The sequence below is a fragment of the Paraburkholderia gardini genome, from assembly GCF_907164545.1.
GTDB classification, from domain to species: domain Bacteria; phylum Pseudomonadota; class Gammaproteobacteria; order Burkholderiales; family Burkholderiaceae; genus Paraburkholderia; species Paraburkholderia gardini.
On record NZ_CAJQZB010000023.1, the window covers coordinates 24,304 to 44,263 of the forward strand.

21 protein-coding genes are annotated in these 19,960 nt (G+C 61.1%); 8 read left to right on the top strand and 13 right to left on the bottom strand.

The genetic code is table 11. The features are described 5' to 3' along the window. Positions 1-16: 16 nt before the first annotated feature. The 3 genes from LPA37_RS16760 to LPA37_RS16770 all read right to left on the bottom strand — a co-directional run bounded on the left by LPA37_RS16760 (position 17) and on the right by LPA37_RS16770 (position 2,245). On the bottom strand, positions 17-877 hold the full coding sequence (locus tag LPA37_RS16760; protein WP_228979367.1) for an anti-sigma factor family protein: 861 nt from the start codon (positions 875-877) through the stop codon (positions 17-19). After that, complete coding sequence (locus LPA37_RS16765; protein ID WP_229013147.1) at positions 874-1,392, bottom strand: RNA polymerase sigma factor; 519 nt, start codon at positions 1,390-1,392, stop codon at positions 874-876. The genes LPA37_RS16760 and LPA37_RS16765 overlap by 4 nt, the downstream gene beginning before the upstream one ends. 124 nt (positions 1,393-1,516) lie before the next feature. Next, a complete protein-coding gene (locus tag LPA37_RS16770; protein ID WP_228979370.1) occupies positions 1,517-2,245 on the bottom strand; it encodes an anti-sigma factor family protein in 729 nt (242 codons plus the stop codon). A 284-nt stretch (positions 2,246-2,529) separates the two neighbouring features. On the opposite strand from LPA37_RS16770, the gene LPA37_RS16775 reads away from it, so the two are divergent. After that, the gene (locus LPA37_RS16775; protein ID WP_228979503.1) at positions 2,530-2,796 is read left to right on the top strand and encodes a DUF4148 domain-containing protein; all 267 of its coding nucleotides are present in this window, start codon (positions 2,530-2,532) and stop codon (positions 2,794-2,796) included. 197 nt (positions 2,797-2,993) lie between these two features. On the opposite strand, the gene LPA37_RS16780 is transcribed toward LPA37_RS16775, so the two are convergent. Both LPA37_RS16780 and LPA37_RS16785 read right to left on the bottom strand, forming a co-directional pair. Beyond that, positions 2,994-3,191, bottom strand: coding sequence for a DUF3562 domain-containing protein (locus LPA37_RS16780; RefSeq protein WP_228979371.1), 198 nt, complete (start codon positions 3,189-3,191; stop codon positions 2,994-2,996). Positions 3,192-3,354: 163 nt separating this feature from the next. Further along, a complete protein-coding gene (locus LPA37_RS16785; protein WP_229013148.1) occupies positions 3,355-4,155 on the bottom strand; it encodes a carboxymuconolactone decarboxylase family protein in 801 nt (266 codons plus the stop codon). Positions 4,156-4,286: 131 nt separating this feature from the next. Between LPA37_RS16785 and LPA37_RS16790 the strand changes: the two genes are divergently transcribed. Next, entirely contained in the window at positions 4,287-5,210 is a 924-nt protein-coding gene (locus LPA37_RS16790; protein ID WP_228979373.1) for a LysR family transcriptional regulator, read from the top strand. Positions 5,211-5,212: 2 nt separating this feature from the next. Here LPA37_RS16790 and LPA37_RS16795 read toward each other — a convergent pair whose 3' ends face one another. Further along, positions 5,213-6,100, bottom strand: coding sequence for a LysR family transcriptional regulator (locus LPA37_RS16795; RefSeq protein ID WP_228979374.1), 888 nt, complete (start codon positions 6,098-6,100; stop codon positions 5,213-5,215). 381 nt (positions 6,101-6,481) lie between these two features. On the opposite strand from LPA37_RS16795, the gene LPA37_RS16800 reads away from it, so the two are divergent. Further along, the gene (locus tag LPA37_RS16800) at positions 6,482-7,609 is read left to right on the top strand and encodes an aminotransferase class V-fold PLP-dependent enzyme (protein ID WP_229013149.1); all 1,128 of its coding nucleotides are present in this window, start codon (positions 6,482-6,484) and stop codon (positions 7,607-7,609) included. Between the two features lie 225 nt (positions 7,610-7,834). Here the strand turns inward: LPA37_RS16800 and LPA37_RS16805 are convergent, their stop codons facing one another. Further along, a complete protein-coding gene (locus LPA37_RS16805) occupies positions 7,835-8,614 on the bottom strand; it encodes a YkgJ family cysteine cluster protein (protein ID WP_229013150.1) in 780 nt (259 codons plus the stop codon). 513 nt (positions 8,615-9,127) lie between these two features. Between LPA37_RS16805 and LPA37_RS16810 the strand changes: the two genes are divergently transcribed. After that, on the top strand, positions 9,128-9,589 hold the full coding sequence (locus tag LPA37_RS16810) for a CHRD domain-containing protein (protein WP_228979505.1): 462 nt from the start codon (positions 9,128-9,130) through the stop codon (positions 9,587-9,589). Positions 9,590-9,633: 44 nt separating this feature from the next. Here LPA37_RS16810 and LPA37_RS16815 read toward each other — a convergent pair whose 3' ends face one another. Further along, a complete protein-coding gene (locus LPA37_RS16815; RefSeq protein WP_228979380.1) occupies positions 9,634-10,326 on the bottom strand; it encodes a cytochrome b/b6 domain-containing protein in 693 nt (230 codons plus the stop codon). Between the two features lie 190 nt (positions 10,327-10,516). Further along, positions 10,517-11,455, bottom strand: a complete 939-nt coding sequence (locus tag LPA37_RS16820; RefSeq protein WP_228979383.1) for a LysR family transcriptional regulator — start codon at positions 11,453-11,455, stop codon at positions 10,517-10,519. A 130-nt stretch (positions 11,456-11,585) separates the two neighbouring features. Here LPA37_RS16820 and LPA37_RS16825 point away from each other — a divergent pair, with 130 nt between their 5' ends. Both LPA37_RS16825 and LPA37_RS16830 read left to right on the top strand, forming a co-directional pair. Continuing rightward, on the top strand, positions 11,586-12,416 hold the full coding sequence (locus tag LPA37_RS16825) for an MFS transporter (protein ID WP_229013151.1): 831 nt from the start codon (positions 11,586-11,588) through the stop codon (positions 12,414-12,416). A gap of 49 nt (positions 12,417-12,465) precedes the next feature. Beyond that, positions 12,466-12,987, top strand: coding sequence for a hypothetical protein (locus LPA37_RS16830; RefSeq protein WP_228979388.1), 522 nt, complete (start codon positions 12,466-12,468; stop codon positions 12,985-12,987). Positions 12,988-13,492: 505 nt separating this feature from the next. On the opposite strand, the gene LPA37_RS16835 is transcribed toward LPA37_RS16830, so the two are convergent. Continuing rightward, complete coding sequence (locus tag LPA37_RS16835; RefSeq protein ID WP_229013152.1) at positions 13,493-14,086, bottom strand: outer membrane protein assembly factor BamE; 594 nt, start codon at positions 14,084-14,086, stop codon at positions 13,493-13,495. Between the two features lie 335 nt (positions 14,087-14,421). Beyond that, positions 14,422-15,186, bottom strand: coding sequence for an SDR family oxidoreductase (locus LPA37_RS16840; RefSeq protein ID WP_229013153.1), 765 nt, complete (start codon positions 15,184-15,186; stop codon positions 14,422-14,424). 80 nt (positions 15,187-15,266) lie between these two features. Between LPA37_RS16840 and LPA37_RS16845 the strand changes: the two genes are divergently transcribed. Then, positions 15,267-16,214 carry a LysR family transcriptional regulator gene (locus LPA37_RS16845; RefSeq protein ID WP_229013154.1) on the top strand — a complete coding sequence of 316 codons (948 nt, stop codon included), beginning with the start codon at positions 15,267-15,269 and terminating at the stop codon, positions 16,212-16,214. Positions 16,215-16,497: 283 nt separating this feature from the next. Here LPA37_RS16845 and LPA37_RS16850 read toward each other — a convergent pair whose 3' ends face one another. Next, positions 16,498-17,052 (bottom strand): TetR/AcrR family transcriptional regulator, encoded by a 555-nt coding sequence (locus LPA37_RS16850; protein WP_229013155.1) that lies wholly within the window; start codon positions 17,050-17,052, stop codon positions 16,498-16,500. A gap of 211 nt (positions 17,053-17,263) precedes the next feature. Between LPA37_RS16850 and LPA37_RS16855 the strand changes: the two genes are divergently transcribed. Further along, complete coding sequence (locus LPA37_RS16855) at positions 17,264-18,127, top strand: NmrA family NAD(P)-binding protein (RefSeq protein WP_228979397.1); 864 nt, start codon at positions 17,264-17,266, stop codon at positions 18,125-18,127. 404 nt (positions 18,128-18,531) lie between these two features. Here the strand turns inward: LPA37_RS16855 and LPA37_RS16860 are convergent, their stop codons facing one another. After that, positions 18,532-19,953: a purine-cytosine permease family protein gene (locus tag LPA37_RS16860; protein WP_229013156.1), complete on the bottom strand. Its 1,422-nt coding sequence runs from the start codon at positions 19,951-19,953 to the stop codon at positions 18,532-18,534. Positions 19,954-19,960 lie beyond the last annotated feature (7 nt).

Consider the following 19,960-nt stretch of genomic DNA (forward strand, 5'->3'; position numbering starts at 1 on the left):
TCGCGCGCGCCGCGGGTCAGTTCGTGCTCTTCGCAGCGGAAGCACCCGAGGGCGCGGTTCCGTCGGCCGTCAACTGCGCATACACATCATGCGACAGTTCAAGCAGCGTCTTGCGGTCGATCGCGCCCGACACCGCATAGCCGAAGTCGCCATCCACCCAGTAGAACACGTTCACCGATCCGTCCTGATAGAGCTTGAACGCGGTCGTATCGGCGCTCACCTTGCGGTGCGAAATGCACAGCGTGATGCGCTCGCCCTTCGCGTCGTGATACATGAACTGCGCAACCGGGCCATCGGCGCCCGGCAGCAGACGCCCGCCCATCAACTCGAAGCCAGTCCGCGTGAGAACCGGCGGGCGCACGTTCGTGCCTATCCGGTTCGACAGCCACGTCACCAGTTCCTGTTCACGGTCCGCGCCCACTTCCACCGGCCGCGTCACTTCGGGCGCGTACAGCACATGCGCGATCGCGGACTGCCGCGCGAACGATTCCGCGCCGTCCATACTCACCCGATGTCCGGCCACATTGCCGGCGTCGCCGGTCACGACGATGGCGGCCTGCCGGCCCATATTCGTCCCCACGCCGATGCCGACGCCAAGAATCAGCGCAGCGGCCATGCCGGCGAACTGCGGCCAGTTCAATGCGTCGCGCCAGCGCCGCTTCACTGCCAGACGCAGTCGCGCCGGCACCGGTTCGCTGAGCACGCGGTCATAGCGCTCATGAAACATGTTGTTCAGCGAGAAATAGTCGCTGACGCGCGCGGCCAGTTCGTCGTTCGTTTCGAGCAGCCGGTCGATTTCCTCGCGACGATGTGCGGCCAGCGATCCGTCGACGTAAGCGTGCAGTTCTTCTTCGCTGATCTGACGTGGATCGTTCATCGCACCACCTTCAATTTCGCACCCGGCTGTTTGCCCGACATCAGCGCACGCAACCGCTCGCGTCCCCGCGAAAGGCGCGACATCACGGTGCCGATCGGCACGCCGAGCGCCAGCGCCACATCGGCATAGCTCATTTCTTCCAGCCCTACCAGCAGCACGACTTCGCGCTGATCGTCCGGCAGGCGCTGCAATGCGAAGTCGAGATCGCGCACCTCCAGCGACTGCGACTGGTTGCCCGTCACTGCGAATTCGCTTTCCGGCAGTACGTCATCGTCGACCGACACATGGACCGCGCGTGCGCCAGCCTTGCGGACCTGGTTGATGAACACGTTGTGCATGATCGTGAAAAGCCACGCGCGCAGGTCCGATCCGGGCCGGAATTGTCCCGCATTGCGCAGCGCGCGCTCCAGCGTGTCCTGCACCAGATCGTCGGCCAGCTCGCGATTGTTGATCAGCGCGCGCGCGTAACGACGCAGCCGCGGCACCTGATCCATCAAACCATCACGGACGCTCATCGCGCTTCCTTTTCCTTTCAGTCCCGGCGCTGCGGGCTCGAACGCAAGATCCACACAGAGCAAACAGCGTATTCAGCACTTTATTCCGGCACGTTGCATTTTTTCTTCCCGATGCCTGCGCGCCTCATCGCGAAACCAGCAGATCGGCTGCGCGCATCAGACCGTGCGTCCTCGCGCCACCTGCAAGCGCGTACCGCCGGTGCCCCACGCTCCACTCCAGCACGCGGTTTTCGCCCACCCGGCGCGCCCGCCACTGCGGTTGCGCAGCCGCGGTCATATCGTGCACCGAAAGCAGTACCGCCCGCTCGCCCGCTGCATTGCAATAGACAAAGCCACGTGCCTCCACAAACCCGCCGACCGGCAACGTCGTGACCGCGACCGGCCGGAAACCGGCGCGGGAAAGATCGGGCGCCACGCCCAGTAACCGCGCGTCGCTTCGACCGTCGACGGACATATGCACGACGTTTGCCTGTTCGAGCGCCATGATCGCACCCGCTTCCAGTGCCGCGTCCGGCACGTGCATCGCGCACAGCACACCCGTTGCAACGACGCCAGCCAGAAGCAGACCCACTGCGATCCTGCGGGCGTGCTGCCGCAACCACCCGCTAAACGAGGCCCGGTACAGCGTGAACCTGGCGCGCCGCGAACGACCGCTCTCGTCACCCGCCTGAAACGTCGAATGCATGCGCCAGTTGAGTTTTCCGTAAAACGCCACGCGGCGCGCTTCGTCCGGCCGCTCCTCAAGATAGCGCCGGATTTGTGCGGCACGATCCGGCGCGAGCAGGCCATCGACGAACGCCTGAATGTCGGCTTCGGACACGACAGCATCGGAGGAATGTTGAACGGAGTACATACGGATTTCGAAAGAGGCATGGAGTCTTCAACGCACGAACACGCACGGGTGCCGTTTTATTCCATCGGCAAGCTGCTTTTTTTCGAGGCGCGGCGCGCTGGATATCGTCCAGGCCGCAGAGCGCTAACACCCGCTCCATCAGGTTTATTTCCAGTCAGTTCGACATCCTCTACAGATTCTTATTTTTTCTATTCGACGCGTTTTACCGCGCTTTTTCGGGAATTTTCGAAAGAGTATGCGTGTTATCCCGAGTGCATCCCGCACAACCCACTCAGGAGTTGAACATGAAAACGCTTGTCATGATGTCTTTCTCGCTGGCCCTGCTCGCATCGTCGAGCGCATTTGCCGAAGGCAAGACGCGCGCCGAGGTTTACCAGGAACTGATCGAAGCACAACAGAATGGTCTTGCCTTCGTCACCGATGCATCGTATCCCGATGTCAGTCCCGTCTTTGCAGCGACCGTCGAGCGGATGAAGGCCGGGCGTCTCGCGAAACACGGAAAGACGACGGATATGGCGAGTAGCACCAGTGCCGTGCCCGGCGTGCAGTGAGCGTCGGGAGCACCCGACCGGCACGCTAACTGCAGGCGTTGCCCTTCCAGCCAGAAGGGCGATCTGTTCACTATGTGGTCAAGTCGCGACTGCAACAACAGGACGATATGTTCAGCCACGTGGCATTGCGCCATGAACCGTGGCATTGCGCGGCAGTCCGGTGCGGGTTTTCGCGCCGTCTGCCCCCGCACCTGCGCCTAACGTCCGCCGCCGGGCGGATGGCGCAGGTTATCGCGCACGCGTTTCGCGACGAGGACCGGAAGAAAGTCGCGAATCCGTGCGCCATCGTCGTACTGTGCCCACGTATCGGCGAACATCTTCGAGACGGTTTCGGGCGGCGTGCGGGTCTCTTCAGCGATTGCGTTTACAACTTCCTCGACGTTGGGTTGGGCCATGATCAGTGCGCGCTCCGGAACAGTGACGGAAGAAGGGAGAAGACAGGCAGAGCGTCCATTACAGGACGCTGCCGTGAATGTTGCAAATTGAATCCCTCTATCAACCGGCCGGTTGGCTTTTTGTGTTCCATCTGATGAAACAGACCTTACGAATACGCAAGACTTACATCTGCGGCGCTGCCGGAAAGTCGCGCCCGGCGAGCACGTCCTTCGCGGCGAGCGCGGCGTTGATCGCACGTGGAAATCCGGCATACACGGCGATCTGCGTGATCACTTCGACGAGCTGTTCGCGCGTTCCACCGACGTTGAGCAGGCCGTGCATATGGACCTTCAGTTGAGGCGTCGCCGAACCGGTTGCCGCGAGTGCAGCGACAGTCGCGAGTTCGCGCGACAGCAGGTCGAGACCCGGCCGCGTGTAGATGTCGCCGAATCCGAACTCGATGATGAAACGCCCCAGATCCGGCGCGATATCGCGCAGCGAATCGATCACGTGTTCACCTGCCGCGCCGTCGATTTCCCGCAGTCTCGTGAGACCGTCGTCATAACGCGACGTGCCTGGCGCGGCCCGTGTAGTGTCCGCGACGACGCCCTTTTCGCCGAACACGGCCTTTGCCGCGAACACGCCGTTAAGCGCTGCGGGGAAGCCCGCATAAACGGCAAGATGCGTCATCAGTTCGATGACTTCTTCGGGCGAGGCGCCCGCGTTCAACGCACCTGCAATGTGGAACTTCAGTTGCGGTTCCGCGCCGCCCATCGATGCGAGCGCCGCGACCGTCACGAGCTGGCGCTGACGCAAATCGAGGCCCGGTCGCGAATAAACCTGGCCATACGCGAAGCTGATCGTCAGGCCTGCGAGATCGGGCGCGATATCCCCGAGTGCATCGATGATAGAAGGATGCGATGCACCTTCGATCATCGCGAGATAGTGAAGACCGACAGCCGTCGTGGAAAGTGCGTGGTTCATGGTGTCCTCGGAGCAAGAGGCCGAGCGTGATTGCCGGCCCGCTGAACACACGATATCGATCGCGCTTTCATCGCGCCAATTCATTCGGCGTGATACCTTTGGCGTATCAGAACGGGCAACGGACTTCACGAATGCAGACACGCGTCGAACTCTGGCAGTTGCAATACTTCGTCGCCGTCGCGGAAGAGTTGAGTTTTCGCCGCGCGGCAGAGTGTCTTTCGATCACGCAGCCGCCCCTCACGCGGCAGATCCAGGCGCTGGAGGAAACGGTCGGCGCGCGGCTGTTCGAGCGTGACCGCAGCGGCGTGATGCTGACGGCAACAGGCACGCATCTGCTGAAGGAAGCGCGCAAGCTGCTGGGCGACGCCGACGCGATGCTCACCCGCATACGGCAGCGCGCGGAGCAACGGCTTGAACTCCGGCTCGGCATCACGACCGTGCTCGATCCCGCGCTCTTCACGTGGCTCGAAGGCGAGCTGAAGAGCCGCGATCCCGCGTTGCAACTGGCGCAAAAGCGCCAGTACTCGAAGCAGTCGGTAGCGGACCTGCGACGCGGCGCACTGGACGCGGCCCTGATCGGCCTGCCTTCCGAAGTCGCGGACCTGAAAGTGCAGCGTCTTTTCGTCGATCCACTCGTGGCGGCGTTACCGCGTGGACACGCGCTCGCCCGGAAAAAACGCATTTCGCTCCTCGACCTCTCCGCCGACACGCTCTTCTGGCCGCAGCGCCGCGCCAATCCCGCCTGGTTCGATCACTACGAGAAGCTGTTCAAGGCGTGGCAATTCGATCCTCCGCGCGCGGCGGAACCCGCCGATCATCATGTGCTGCTCAGCCTGATCGCCGCTGGCGAGGGTGTCGCGTTGATTCCGGCGTCGCTCAAGTCGATGGCGCGCGAGGGTGTCGTGTATTGCGAGCTGAAAGAGCAGGCGGATCTGCGCATCGATGTCGCGCTCGCGACGCTGCCGGATGCGGTGAACCCGGCGCTGTCTTTATTGATGACGGTCCTGCGGGCGCATTACGGCCAGGCGGCAAAACCGGCTTCCGGCAGGCGCTGATTTCAAAGCACCAGCCGTGTCGCGAGAAAATCGAGGAATGCACGCGCTCGTCCCGACATCGCCGCGCTCTGATAAAACACCGCGCTCACCGGCTGACGCACATCGACGAGCACGTCGTCCAGTATCGTCCGCAACCTGCCCTCGCGCACATCCGTGGCGGTCATGAACCCGGCCAGACACGCAATGCCACCGCCCGCAACCGCCAGTTGCCGGATCGTTTCGCCACTGGACGCCTCGATTGCCGGTTCGATCTTGATGAAGCCGCGGCCCGCTTCCCGGAGCGGCCAGTCGTTCAGGCTTTCCGGCGCTGTAAAGCCGATCAGCCGGTGACCCGCCAGTTCCTGAATCGTGCGCGGTTCGCCGGATTGCGCGAGATACGCGGGGCTCGCCATCACGCGCAACCGGCTGCTGCCAAGCGAGCGCGCATGCAGCGTCGAATCCTGCAGCGCGCCGATGCGGATCGCGATGTCCACACGCTGTTCGAGCAGATCGACGATCCGCTCGTTACTGCTCAATTCAAGGGATATTTCCGGATACAGCGTGGCGAACTCCACCACGTGCGGCACGATGCAATGAAGCATGAACGGTGAAGCCGCGTCTACCCGTAACCGGCCGGCAGGCCGCTGACGCTGGCGAACGATCAGCTCTTCGGCGTCTTCCATCGCGGCGAGAATCGCACGCGCGCGCAGCAGGAACAGTTCACCCTCGTCGGTGAGCTGAAGGCGGCGTGTCGTGCGATGTATCAAGGTCGCGTCGAGCTTCTTTTCCAGACGCGTCAGCGCGCGGCTCACGCCCGAGACGGTCTGCTGCAACGTCTCCGCAGCCGCGGTAATCGAGCCGGCATCGATCACCGAGACAAACGCCAGCAGTTCTTCCGTGGTGGTTTTCATTGTCGATGCGCGATTCGCGACAGTCGTTTTATTGATGCGTCGCTGGAAAGCTGGCGCTGTAAGAGCAGACTATAAATGAATGTCTGCTGGGTTTACGCGTGTCCTTCTGATCCGCTGGCGCCGTGGCACCCGGGATTGTTCGGTCTTTGTGGCACACTCTCACAAGAAAGATGGGAGTTTCATTTTGAAACCACGCTCCGGCGAAGGTTCACAATCGTGCCGATTGTTGCCACTGGAGCATTCCCAACCGGCGTGGCTCGACGGCTGGTCCATGCCGAAACCTGCGGACAGGTAACGGGACCTCTCGGCCGATGCCGTTGCAGGTGGCTTTCGTCAGAATCTGTTTTCGATTCTTCTATTCGTCTATTACCGGAGGCGAACGTGCCAGGTTTACTCCCCCATGTCGACCGCGAGGGACTCCTCGAATATTCGGTCGTGTACACCGACCGATCAATCAATCACATGTCGCAGCGCTTTCAAGGAGTCATACGCGATATTTCCGGCGCCCTGAAAAAGGTCTACAACGCGAAGTCGGCGGTAATCGTCCCGGGCAGCGGGACTTTCGGCATGGAAGCCGTCGCCCGGCAGTTCGCGACGAACAGGAAGTGTCTCGTCATCCGCAATGGCTGGTTCAGTTTTCGATGGTCGCAGATTTTCGACATGGGCAGCATTCCGTCTGAATCGATGGTGTTGAAGGCGCGCCCGGTCGAACAAGGAAGGCAGGCCGCGTGGGCACCGGCTCCGATCGAAGAAGTGGTCGCTGCAATCAAGGAGAACAAGCCGGATCTGGTCTTTGCGCCGCATGTCGAAACCGCATCCGGAATGATGCTGCCCGATGCCTGGCTGCGTGCCGTGGCCGACGCTGTTCACGCCGTCGGCGGCATGTTCGTACTGGATTGCATCGCCTCCGGTACGATCTGGGTGGACATGCAGGCCAGTGGCATCGATGTCCTGATCAGCGCACCGCAAAAGGGATGGAGCGCGTCACCCTGCTGCGCACTGGTCATGCTCAGCCCTCTCGCTCGCGAAAGAATCGACGCAACAACCAGCACCAGTTTCGCCTGCGATCTCCGCAAGTGGCTGCAGATCATGGAAGCCTACGAGAACGGTGGGTTCGCGTACCACGCCACGATGCCCACGGACAGTCTCGCGACGCTGCGCGACGTCATGAAGGAAACCGGGGCATATGGCTTCGACAAAGTGAAAGCAGAGCAGCTTGAACTCGGCACGCGCGTTCGCTCACTCCTGGTTGCCAGGGGTTTCAAAAGCGTGGCGGCCGAAGGTTTTCAGGCTCCGGGCGTCGTGGTCAGCTACACGGACGATGACGGCATACGATCCGGCAAGAAATTCGCCGATGCCGGCTTGCAGATCGCGGCCGGCGTTCCCCTCCAATGCGACGAGCCTGAAGACTTCAAGACCTTCCGCGTCGGATTATTTGGTCTGGAAAAACTGCATGACGTCGAAGGCGCGGTCGCCAGACTCGCCAGGGCGTTGGACAGTATCCTTTAGGGCGCTTTTCCGGGGCATGTGCGCATGGCTCGCCCCCGCAACCGCATCGGCAGGAGGGTCCTGGGAACCTGCCGGAATAGCGATGCGCACGCTTCGGCCTTTGAGGACACTGGATGACTCCGGGCTTTATTGAGCGTCGCTGGACGCTACACAACATCGGTCCGGTCTGTTAGCGGTTCGGGTCAGGGCTCGTGGCCTGACGTTTGTCCACGGCGGTTTGACCATTTAACCGTTGCCCAATGACGATGGGAAAAACCCGTGATATCTGAAAGTTTTATCTGTGATGGACTGGTCGGGGCAAGCAACCGCGCCCACGGATGCGAGCGTCTCCATAGTGGTGGAACGATTGGAAACGAACGTCCATTGCGTCGGTTCGTCATCCGGCAGCGGTGACGCATGGCACCGCTCCAGGGCAGCTAGCAGGGCTTCGCGGTCCGGTGTATGAATCACGAACCCCTCGTTCGCCAGCGCCGCATGGTCGAGTCCGAGCTCGCGGCAAATCTGCATCCGCAAGGGCGTTTCCGACTGACTGGCAAGCCGCGACCGCTGGACGAGTTGATAGATCGTCGCATCGACAAGGACGCCTTGCTGTTGTAGTGGCGTCGTTTGCCACGCCTCCGGTGGACAGGCCTTGTTTTCCGGCACCCATGGTACGAAGGGGTTGATTTCAGCCGGATAGATCCTGCAGACCAACGGACGTTCATCGTAAATACCGCACAGCATGTCGGCGCGCAGGTTGGGACACGCGCCAGCGAACGCCGCAGTGAGAATGACCGAGACGCGCACCGGTAACGTTCCGCTCAAGACGGCTGACGAACGCGCCCGTTTGTACGCCGCCTGGACATTGCTGGCTTCTGGCTCGACCGGCCACGGAATTGCTTCGCAGAGGATCTCCAGTTGTCCGCCACGTTTTAGCCAGTCGATCGACTCGGCGATTGTTAGCGGCAGGCGCAAATCGTGGCAGCACTGGCCACATGTCGTACAGGCGAAATTGATATCGTTCACGCTGTTTGTCCCTTCAGGTTCGGTTGTGTCGTGCCTGGTCGGGCCAGCGCCGAAATTCTTACAGGGACACAAGAGAAATAGGTGAGGCGTTGTCGTGATCCAGTGGGCCGTGTGCGCTACGTCGGTTCTGTGGGTGATATAGCGTCCGCGCCTGGATCGAACCGCGCGTATTTCCGTCGAACAGGCCGGGGCTCGGGCCTCTTGTGAGACCTCGCTCGAAACCCTACAAATCCATGACGCAAAACCTTCCTGAAAGATCCCGTTTCTTGACTCCGGTGAATTGTGCTGGCTCCTTGTGCTATCCGAAGGCGGATTTTCAGTTTTCGGGGCAAAAATGGCCAGGATCAAACACTTCAAGACCAACGGCTTCCGGGACTCCACCTGGAGTTACCGCGGGCTAGCATCTATCCTTTGTCTTACCCCTTTGGTTGCCAGTGGCGCCGACGATATCTTCCGCATTCGTCGATGGTGGCTACCGTCCAGCAAGGGCAAACCCAAAAAGGAGAAAATCAGATGTCACGATCCATCTCGCGGCGCGCTTTCATGGTATTCGCTGGCCTGGCCCTGATGGGCACGTTGAGCCTGGCGCAAGCTGCGCCGGTTTCATTTACGGTGCCGTTGACGGGCGCCCAACAGGTCCCGCCGGTGCAGACCTCAGGCACTGGCAGCGCTGACCTCACATACGACCCCAGCACGCGGGTCGTAACCTGGAACATCAGCTTCAGCGGATTGTCGAGCCAGGCCACGATGGCGCATTTCCACGGCCCCGCCCCGGCCGGCAAAAACGCCGGCGTGAAAGTCTGGCTCTCCCGGAAAGGCAGCATGGAGATGACGAGCCCGATCAGCGGCCAGGCCACGCTGTCCCCGGACGACGTCAAGATGTTCGAAGCCGGTGATATGTACATCAACGTTCACACAAAGAACAATCCGAACGGCGAAATCCGCGGCCAGGTCGTGCCGCCGAAGAGCAACTGACGCAACCCGTGAAGCGGCGCCCTGAGTTCACGTTCGCGGCAAGCTCAGAGATAAGCCGCGAGCAGCATCACCACGGCAGCGCCGACGCCGAGCGGCAGCAGCGCCAGCAGCGCTGGCGTCTGCCGCGGCGCGTCGATGGATGACGGCAACAGCTTGTAGCCGGTCAGCATCGGACGCAGCAGGTCGTGTCCCTTCGCTATCGCGTAGAGCGCGATCACGAGCACGTGCAGCGCCACCGCGGCGAGCAGCATATCCCAGACAAGCCCGTGCAGCGTCGAGATAGCGTTGGCGAGCCACGCGGGCACCACTTCGCTCAACGGCCCTTCGTCGGCGATGTCGTTGTTGATGTAGATCCCGCTCAGCGTCTCGACCAGCAGCAAGGCAAGCAGCAGCAGGACCATCCAGCCGCCGGCCGCATTGTGGCCCACCTGCACATCCGGCTCGCGGCGAAACAGGTGCCGCAGATGACGAAGTGCCGCCGCGGGCGACGCCACGAAACTTCGAAACCGCGCGGTCTCACTGCCAAAACAGCCCCACAGCAGCCGGAAAATAACCAGCGCGAGCAGCGTCTCACCGACCCGGATGTGCCAGTCAATCCGGTTCAGCTTCAAGGTGACATAGGCCGCCGTGACCAGCATGACCACCAGCCAGTGAAACAGTCGCACCGACGCATCCCAGACCAGCACGGGGCGGCGGACAGGCTGTGTCGGCGGCGTGACCGGTTCGTGAGCGTCCATGTGTCGAGCCTCCGTCCACAAGCGGCCAGGCAGGCCCGCGATGAGCACCACGCCCGGGAATAGCAAAGCGATGACGCAATAGCCCAGTGTTCGGCCGAGCTGGATTGAAGCGGCCAGGAGGGTCCTTCACCAGCATGACGTCCATATAAAGGGAACATCACCCTCTTTTCCCCAACCGGCACGCCAGGCGTCATCTGGTACCCGGAACTTTGTCATGGCCTGCCGGGTGGCTCTTTACATGATCGATGAAGGCGCGCAGCTTCGGCATGACCTGCCGGCGGCCTGGATAGTAGAGAAACACTCCCGGTATCACCGGCGCGAACGGCTCCAGCACGTGCACCAGTTTTCCCGCTCGCAACCCTTCGACGACCATCGGTTCAGGTAGCTGTGCAAGCCCTGTGCCTTCGACTGCCGCGCCCAGCATGGTGGGAAAATCATGGGCGATGAGAGGACCCGATACGGCGATCTCGATCGCACGGCCGTCGTCGTTGAATGACCATGACGCGAGCGCGCCGCTGGATCGCCGCCATCGCAAGCATGCGTGCTGGCGCAGATCGTCCGTGCATCTGGGCCGGCTGCGCCCTGCGAAGTAGGCTGGGCTGCCGACGACGACGAGACGAAACGGTGGCGTCAACGGTACGGCGACCATGTCGGCATCGACGAACTGGCCCAGCCGGATACCGGCGTCGAACCCTTCCGCTGCAAGATCGATCAGCTCCTTGCTTGTGGCGATCTCCAGTTCGACCTCGGGATAAGCCTGGCAAAAGGATGCGATCAGTGGTTCCAGCAGGATTGGCACTACCGCGCGCGGCACTGAAAGACGCAACAATCCGGAGGGCCGCTGGCCGAGTCCACGCGCAACCTCACTCGCGGCGACAAGCTCCTCGAAGGCTGGCTTTGCGTGCGAAAGAAACCGTTCGCCAGCTTCGGTCAGGCCGACACTACGCGTGGTGCGTATGAAAAGCGCTGCGCCAATGCGCGCTTCAAGTACACGCACCGTCTGACTGATGGCCGACGGCGTGACCCCGAGTTCCGCGGCTGCCCGGCGAAAACTGCGATGCTGGGCAACGCTCAGGAACACCTCCACGCCATCGAGCGCGCCCTGCCTGACTGTGAAGTTCTGCTTCATAGCCCGTCAACATTGTGATGAATAGTCGCTCGCGAGAGGCCATGGTACATCTACGCCTGCAGATGAGGCGTCACGCCGACGTCGACTCGCAAGCCCTGAACAATCCGCCAGGACCGTGGAGGAACCGCCGATGACCGCCGCCCCTGTTCCTGCTGGTATCGCCTCGCCGCGTCCCGCCTGGCGCGGCCTGCTCTGGATTGTCCCGCTGACGGTCCTGTGGATTGTGTTGATCTACTGGCAACCGGTTATCCCGGCTAGCGGCGTTCCAACCACGGTCCACCAACTGGCGGCCCATGGGCTTATCGCGGTCGGGTTGTGGCTGGGCCTCGAAAGCACCGACCTGACGCGGGACCAACGCCGCACGACCTGGCTGGCGGTCATGATCCCGGACACGCTCTGGTTCGCTGTCGCCTGGAGCGCAGCGATCAATGGCGTCTTCCGCTCGGGCGTCTCACCCTTGCCGTTGTTGCCGCTGGCGATCTTCCTGCCGGTGATGACCGGCGCGCCGCTGTTGCTGCTGTCGAGACGGATGGGGCAGGTACTCGATGCGATGCCGGCGACATGGCTTGTCGCTCTTCAGCTTTACCGGGTATTCGGCAGCTGGGCTCTCGCAGCCTGGCTGCATGGGGCGCTGCCCACCGTGTTCGCGTTACCGGCGGGAATTGCCGATGTGTTGACCGGCCTGTTCGCCGTGCCGGCGGCAATCGCCGTGGCGAGCGGTACGGATCAGGGGCGGAAGGCGGCGATAGCCTGGAACATCTTTGGCCTCGCCGACTCCGCCGTCGCGATTACCTTGGGGATGATCACTTCGACCGGCCGGTTCCAGTTGATCGTTCCGGGCGTGCCGGGCATCGGCGCCGGCGCTTATCCGGATGTGCTGACTCCTGCTTTCGTGGTGCCGGGCTCGATCCTGCTGCACGCGCTGTCGCTGCGCCAGCTGATCCGACGACGCGCCGGCTGATCTCGTTCCTGTCCTTCAATGCGCCAGACCACACGTAACAGGAGGCAACATGTCAACGGAACGTCTCTTCCAGGTGCATCTCGTTCTGGGGTATCTCGCGTGGCTGCTTTGCCTGCGCGTATATGTCTGGCCCAGGCTCAAATCGATGGACCCGTTCGAAGCACAACGCGCCATCGCCACCTTGCACAGCTTCCGTTTCTTCGGGCTGGTCTTCATCCTGCCGGGCGTCGTCAGTCCCCATCTGCCTGCCAGCTTCGCCGTGTTCGCCGCATACGGTGACTTCGCAACGGGAGTTCTGGCGATGCTGGCGCTACTCACAGCACGGATACGCCCACTCTTCTGGTTGTTCGTCGTAGCCTTCAATCTTGTGGGAGCGACCGACCTCATCCTCGACTACTACCACGCTATCCAGTCCGGTCTTCCCGCGCGTGCGGGAGAGTTCGGCGCCACGTACGCGATTCCGGTCATCTACGTGCCTGTGCTGATGATCACGCATATTGCCGCCTTCTATCTGCTGCTGCGCCCTCAGCCCAGGCCGGCCCGGAGCTATTTATCCTTCCGCAAGCCATGACATGACCAAAACGTGGCTTGCTGCCAGCAGGCGGCGATGACCGAAAGACGTTTCTGCATGCTCTTGAGCATGTTGAGCGCGGGCAGCGTTCAATCCGGTGATGCTGCCCGGGCGGAATGCCGGGCGTCGCGATATCGGCCAGCCCCGCACGGATCGTCAGCGCGACTCACAGGCATGCGAGTGCGTGACCATCCAGCGGATGCGATGATGTTATGTCCGATGGACCGCAATGGCCGATGAGCGGAAGACCTGGGGCGTACGCGAATGGCGAATCGACTGTGCGGATTCAGCCGGTCGATGCAACACACTTGAGGCTGCGGCCTCGTGGGCGGTAGTGTGTCGGGTTGGGGCAATGATCCAGTTCAGTACACCGGCAACGAGTCAAAAAGAAGCGGGCGGCATGTCTGATCGACACGCCGCCCGCGCTCTTTCACCGCCCGGCTTCCAGGAGATGGTTCACCCGGACCGGCTTTGTATCACTGCCACCAACTTGACAGAACAACTGCTATTGCATGCCAGACGACTCGTAACTCACATCAGTGACTAATCCATTCGGATCGACCGTCACGATCAAATCACGCCTGGAGAATTTCAGGCTAAACGCCGACCCGCTTGTCGTATGGTATGAATACACCAATGCCTGTCCATTCTTGTCCTTGATGACTGGGTAAATAGCGTAGCCCGCTGGTCTCCCCAACAGCTCGATGACTTGTGCACGGGTCGTCTTGCCTTTGACGATTGCCGTGCGCTTCGATGCATCGAAGGCACTGGCATCGTCCTTGAATGAAGAGTTAAAAACGTTAGACACCAGAGCGTCCTTCCAGAAGGCCAGTTCCAAAGATCGAGCTGGTATGGCGCCAGTGTCTAGTGGCGTGCCGCCCGTCGATGCGTAAGCGTAAGACAACAGCTTTACGTCCTCATCGTTCCTGGTGACGTTGCTCTCGCGAAACGGGTCGCCGTATTTCACCCGGACCTCAGCGAGGGTGGTCTTGCCATTTTGCAAATCCGCATCATTCGGACGTACGAAGTTCGTGCCCGCGCAGCCGCTCAAAACTCCGACTAGCACAGCACCAAGGAATATTGCTGCAATCTTGTTCATCAGATCCCCATATACACAAAATCAGTTCGGTTCCGCGTTTCCTGCAAAATCTGTTTGCGACGCGTTCGGTTTCCATATCCCTTTGAATGGTTAATATCGGCAGCATCGCGAAAATCCTTAGAAAATTTTTCGGTGCGGATTGGCGCGGCGCAATAAATCGCCCGAGACAGTCGCCAACTTCAACATAACCTTCCATGCCGCCAACTCGATGTGACGTGCGCGCTGAAGGTCCGCTTTTACGCCGCACGGTTGTCTGCGCGGTTGCCTCCTTCGGGTCGAGCCCGGCCAGGCCAGCTACCAGCGGACCGTTGGCAACCAACCTCGAACGGGCACCGTCATAACAGCCGCAAGCCGCCGTCGCACTCGATCACCGCGCCCGTCATGAAGGTGTTCTCCATCAGGAACTGCAGCGCATGCGCGATGTCCTCGGCATGGCCGACGCGTCGCACCGGCAGGGTTTCGGCCTGCTGGCGGAACAGGTCCTCCTTGACGTCGGTGGGGAATCTGTCCCACCAGGCGGTATCGACCACGCCGGGTGAAACGGCGTTGACGCGCAGCGGCGACAGTTCGCGCGCAAGCGTGCCGATCATGCTTTCGAGCGCGCCGTTGATCGCGCCCAGTCCCGCAGTGCCGGGATTGGCAATACGCGCGGACATGGCGGTCAGGAATGTCAAACTGCCGTCGCGGCGCAGGGCCGGCAGGCCAGCTTGCGCGGCTTCGATCTGCGGCCAGAACTTGGCCTCGAAGCCGCGACGCAAGGAAGCCAGATCGAGTGCGTTGAACTGGCCTGCGCCCTCGCCGCCGGAGAGCGTTAGCACCAGATGATCGATGCGACCCAGGCGGTCGAAGAAACGGTCGAGCGCAGCGCGGTCGGTGCAGTCGAGCGCTTCGCCGGTGACACGCCCACTTCCCTGAAGGCCGGCGAGCACCTTGTCCAGTTTGACCCGGTCGCGGCCGACCGCCACGACGTGCGCACCCGCTTCCTTCAGCCGCGCCACCGTCGCCAGCCCCATGCCCGACGACCCACCCAATACGACGACTTTCTGATCTTGCCAATCCATGTCGTTGCTCCTGTCGATGAAAGGAGGGGCGTCTGTCAATGTGCCGTCACATGTCTTGCAGCGCACCTCATGGCGATAGAATGCGTGTCAGACTCATATCATTCAAATCGTTTATATCGATGCCAAACATCATTGAAAATGATTTCAGGCGCTTCGACCTGAACCTGCTGCTGGCCTTTCGCGCGCTGCTGGAGGAGCGCAGCGTCACGCGCGCCGCGCAGCGGCTCTTCCTCGGCCAGCCGGCGGTGAGTGGCGCGCTCAAGCGGCTGCGAGAGGCATTCGGCGACGAACTGTTCGTGCGCACCCCGCACGGCATTACGCCGACGTCCCGCGCACTCGAACTGGCGCGACAGATCGAGCCCTTCCTTCAATCGCTGCATCAGGCGCTCACGCAGCCACCGGCGTTCGATCCGGCATACGCGCAGCGTGTGTTTCGCATTGGCTTGAGCGATTCGCTTGAGGTCCTGTTGACGCCGGAAATCATGGACCGCCTGGCCACCACGGCGCCCGGCGTGAAGCTGATCGCGCGCTCCACCGACTCAACGCGCGCGGCAGCGATGCTCGACGAGGGCACGATCGAACTGGCGATCGGTGTGTTCCCGGAATGCGTGCAGTGGCAGCGGCGCCAGCCGTTGTTTCAGTGGCGCTTTGTGAGCGTCTACAATCCGCGCCTCGTCAAGACCCGCCGCAAGCACCTGTCAATGGATGAATTCCTGCGATACCGGCACGTGCTGACTTCGTTCAGCGCGGGCCTGCACGGCTTTATCGACGAGCAGCTGGCAATACAGGGCCTCAAGCGCGATGTGGTGTTCTCCAGCTCGAATTTCGCGACCAGCCCGTTCATCGTGCGGCGCACGCCGGCGATCGCCACGGTCCCCGACTTCATCGGCCGCGTCTGGCGCGACACATTGGACCTGGCGATGAGTCCACTGCCATTCGATGTGCCGCGCTATGAGGTCTCGCTGATGTGGGCTGCCGCGCGGGACCAGGATCCGGGACTCGCGTGGCTGGCGGCGGAGTTCATGAACGCGTTTGGTGTGGACAGAGCAAGAGCGGCCCATTCTTGATGCAGGCGTTATGCGACAGCGCACAGCGTTCCCCGGAATTCCGCGATGAACTTTTTCGCGAATGGCCGTTTTAAGTCGACAGGGAAGCTCGTCGTCGGATCGCGTTCGGCCATCTTCGGTCCCTGGTCACTGCATCTGCACCGACATTCGAACGTCGACTATGCGTTGCACTGCGGACATCAACTTGTCTATCGTGTTTGCAGTCTCGTTGGGTTCCTGTGAAGAAGGGGAGTTACAAGAGACAATCGCCCACCCAATTGGACATCACCTGATAGACGCGCATTTAGTCCAGAGCTGCTCGCACCTCACGAAGAATCTCTTCCGAAAGTTCAGGGTCATCAACCGCGCGAGCCAGAATGATGGCTCCGACGATGCTCGAAAGCGTATGAATCGCATCGCGACGGGCATTTTTCTTTTTTGCCTTTGCAAGTGGCTCGGCTAGACCTCTGAGCGTACCCTCCACATGCCGCGTGAATGCGGGTTGAGCCGCAGGCTCGCGCGCAATCTCGCTCCCCAATGCTGCGATCAGGCATCCGTTTCCCCTCTCGTCGCGGTGTTGTTCAGTGAGATATCCGTCGACATATTGAGTCATTGACCCACCAGAGGCCGCACTTTCCTTCATGAAGTCGAGCGCTTTGGCCGATGCATCTTCAATGCTCTCCGAAATCAGATTCTCCTTCGACTCGAAGTGATTGTAGAAGGCGCCGTGTGTAAGCCCCGTCGCCTTCATGATCTCGCTGAGGCTGACCCCGGAAAATCCGCGCTCGCGAAAGAGAATGGAAGCTTGTTCGAGGATGCGGGCATGCTTCTCCGCGGTCTCCTCTGGTGGGTAACGCATACGTCCTCCGGAAAAATGGCAAGAAAGGTGTTGACGACAAACAGTATATCCATCATGCTTCATTATCGAAAGCATGATGGTTGTCATGTTTGAGTGTTGCCCTTTCGGACGGACCGTCGATCGTGCGCTTTATAACATGATGACCATACTGCTTGAGTGGCAATTGCGGCATACAGGCTTTGGCCAGGTTCCTTAAACTTTCGAGGTCTATATGAAGAAATTTCTCGTCACGGGTTCCACTGGCGCTACGGGCGCTCCCACCGTTCGCTTCCTGCTGGAGAACGGCCACCAGGTCGTCGCTCTTGTTCGCCGCGAAGACAACCGCTCGAAGGCACTGAAGGAACTGGGCGCGGAAATCGTGCTCGGTGACATGCTGAAGATCGAAGATGTCCGTGGCACGATGAAGGGTGTCGACGGCGCGTACTTCTGCTATCCGCTGACCCAGGGCGCAGTCGAAGCAACGGCGATCTTTGCTCAGGCTGCCAGCGAGCACAATGTGAAGCAGATCGTGTACATGTCGCACCGGCAGTCGCGCTCGCACGCACGCAGTCCGGCAACGATGAATCACTGGCTCTCCGAGCAGATCCTCGACCGCTCGGGCGTTCCGACCGCGCATCTGCGAGTCAACTTCTTCTCCGAATGGATGCTGTACACGGCGGCTGAAATCCGTGCCGGCCGTTATCTGACGCCGTTTGACCCGGAAAGCCGCTTCGTGCCCATCGCCGCTGTCGACATCGCACGTGTCGTTGTAAAGATTCTCGAGAATCCCGACGCGTTCGGTAGCAAGGTCATCCCGGTCACGGGCTCGCGTGAAGTGAGCCACATCGAACTGGCAGGCATCCTCGCGACCACGCTTGGAAAGGACGTGCGCTTCGAGCAGGTCACGCCGGACGAATTCGTCAAGATCCTCGGCTGGGATGGCGATCCTTCATTTGCGATCCATTTCAAGGCGATCAAGGTCGATCAGCAGGAACAGTTGCTGGCGGGCGTCGACAACAGCGCGGCTGAAATCGTTGGTCAGCCGCTGACGACGCCGGAACAGTTCATCGAACAGCATCGTCAACTCCTGGCGTAAAGGGTGATACGCCGTCAGTCTCGGGTGGGCATCGCGTCGTAAAGAGCGGGACGAGCGCCTCGTATCGGGAGGATTCTCCCTTTTGCGGAAGCGTGTGTCTTTGCACTCGCAACGACGGATCAGGGAATGTCGCCGTTCCTCTCGCCGCATTGGGCATGTCCGGAACAGGAACAGGACGGCCAGATATGGCCGTCGCCACAATCATGTCGATTCTCACCCTAAACTCCTCTGTCGAAGTCTTTCGTCACGCGAACGCTGAACCGGGGACCGCTGCTCGCCACGACGTGACGGTCCGCCAGAAGACTCCTGACCGCCGAGCATCGTCTTCAAGTCGTTCGATATTTTCTGGATCCAGATTGTCTACGTCTCCATTGATCCATGCGGCAGCACCCCAGCAGTCGTGACTATCGCGCCGGATGACCCGTGACACTGGCACCCGCCTGTCTGCGCCGGTAGCCGCTGTCCCGCGACGCAAGCCAGTAATACAGCGGCGACGTCAGAAGCAGCCCGATGACCCACGAGAGATCCGCGCCATCGAGATACTTCGGCACGGGACCTGCATACATCGGCGTGTTCATGAACGGAATCTGCACGACGATGCCGATCCCATAGGCAATCAGCGCCTGTGGATTGAAGCGGCCGTAGATGCCGCCGTCTGCCAGGAAGATCGACCGGATGTCGTATTTCCCCTTGTGAATCACGTAGAAGTCGATCAGGTTGATCGCGGTCCACGGCACGAGCACGACCAGCAGCGCAAGCACGAGATCGACCAGATTGCCCACGAAATTGGTCGAAGCGCCGATCGCTCCGTAGCAGCACGCGAAGAGTATCGCGATCGACAGCACGGCACGCGCCCTGGCAGTGGGAATCCAGCGCCAGGCGAATGTCTGCAGCGACGTGATGGCCGCGAGTACCGCGCCGTAGAGATTCAGTGCGTTATGGCTGATCACGCTCAGCAGGAAGAGGACAAGCATCGGCAGTCCGAGCGGTCCGGTGGCCTGCCTGACGGCGTCCATCGAGTCGGCGCCGGGCGGGACCGCGAGCACGGCCACCGCACCGAAGACGAACGCGAGCGTAGAGCCGATCGTGCAGCCGAGGTAGGTCGCCCAGAACGTCGATGCGACACCCACGTTCTCCGGCAGATAGCGCGAATAGTCGGAAACGTACGGGGCAAAAGCAATTTGCCAGAGGGCCGACAGCGAAACGGTCGCGAGCCAGCCGGCGACGTTGAATCCGCCCCGGGTCAGGAAATCGTCCGTGGAGATATGCGTGAGGATGTAGCCGAAACCGATGAAAATGCCAATGCCGAGCACCCAGGTTCCGATGCGGTTCAGGATATGGATGACCCGGTAACCGATAATCCCGATCAACCCCGATCCCATCGCGCCGATCACGATGCCGACCGGAACCGGGACGCTGTTGTTGATGCCATGCAAAGACTTGCCGGCAAGCACGATGTTGGATGCGAAGAAGCCCACGTACATCACGCCTGCGATCACTGTGACGAGCAGCGCGCCCCATGAACCGAATTGCGCGCGGCTCTGGATCATCTGCGGGATGCCCATCTGCGGGCCCTGCGCCGAATGCAACGCCATCAGCACGCCGCCGACAGCCTGGCCGACGACGATCGCCACGATGCCCCACAACACATTCAGGTGGAAGATCTGCACGCCGAGCGCCCCGGTGACGATGGGCAATGGAGCGATGTTGCCGCCGAACCATAGCGTGAAGAGATCGCGCACCTTGCCGTGGCGATCCTCGGGCGGCACATAACCGATGGTGTGTTTTTCGATCAACGATGAAGCGTTGCGTTCCGACGTATTCAAGTTTGTC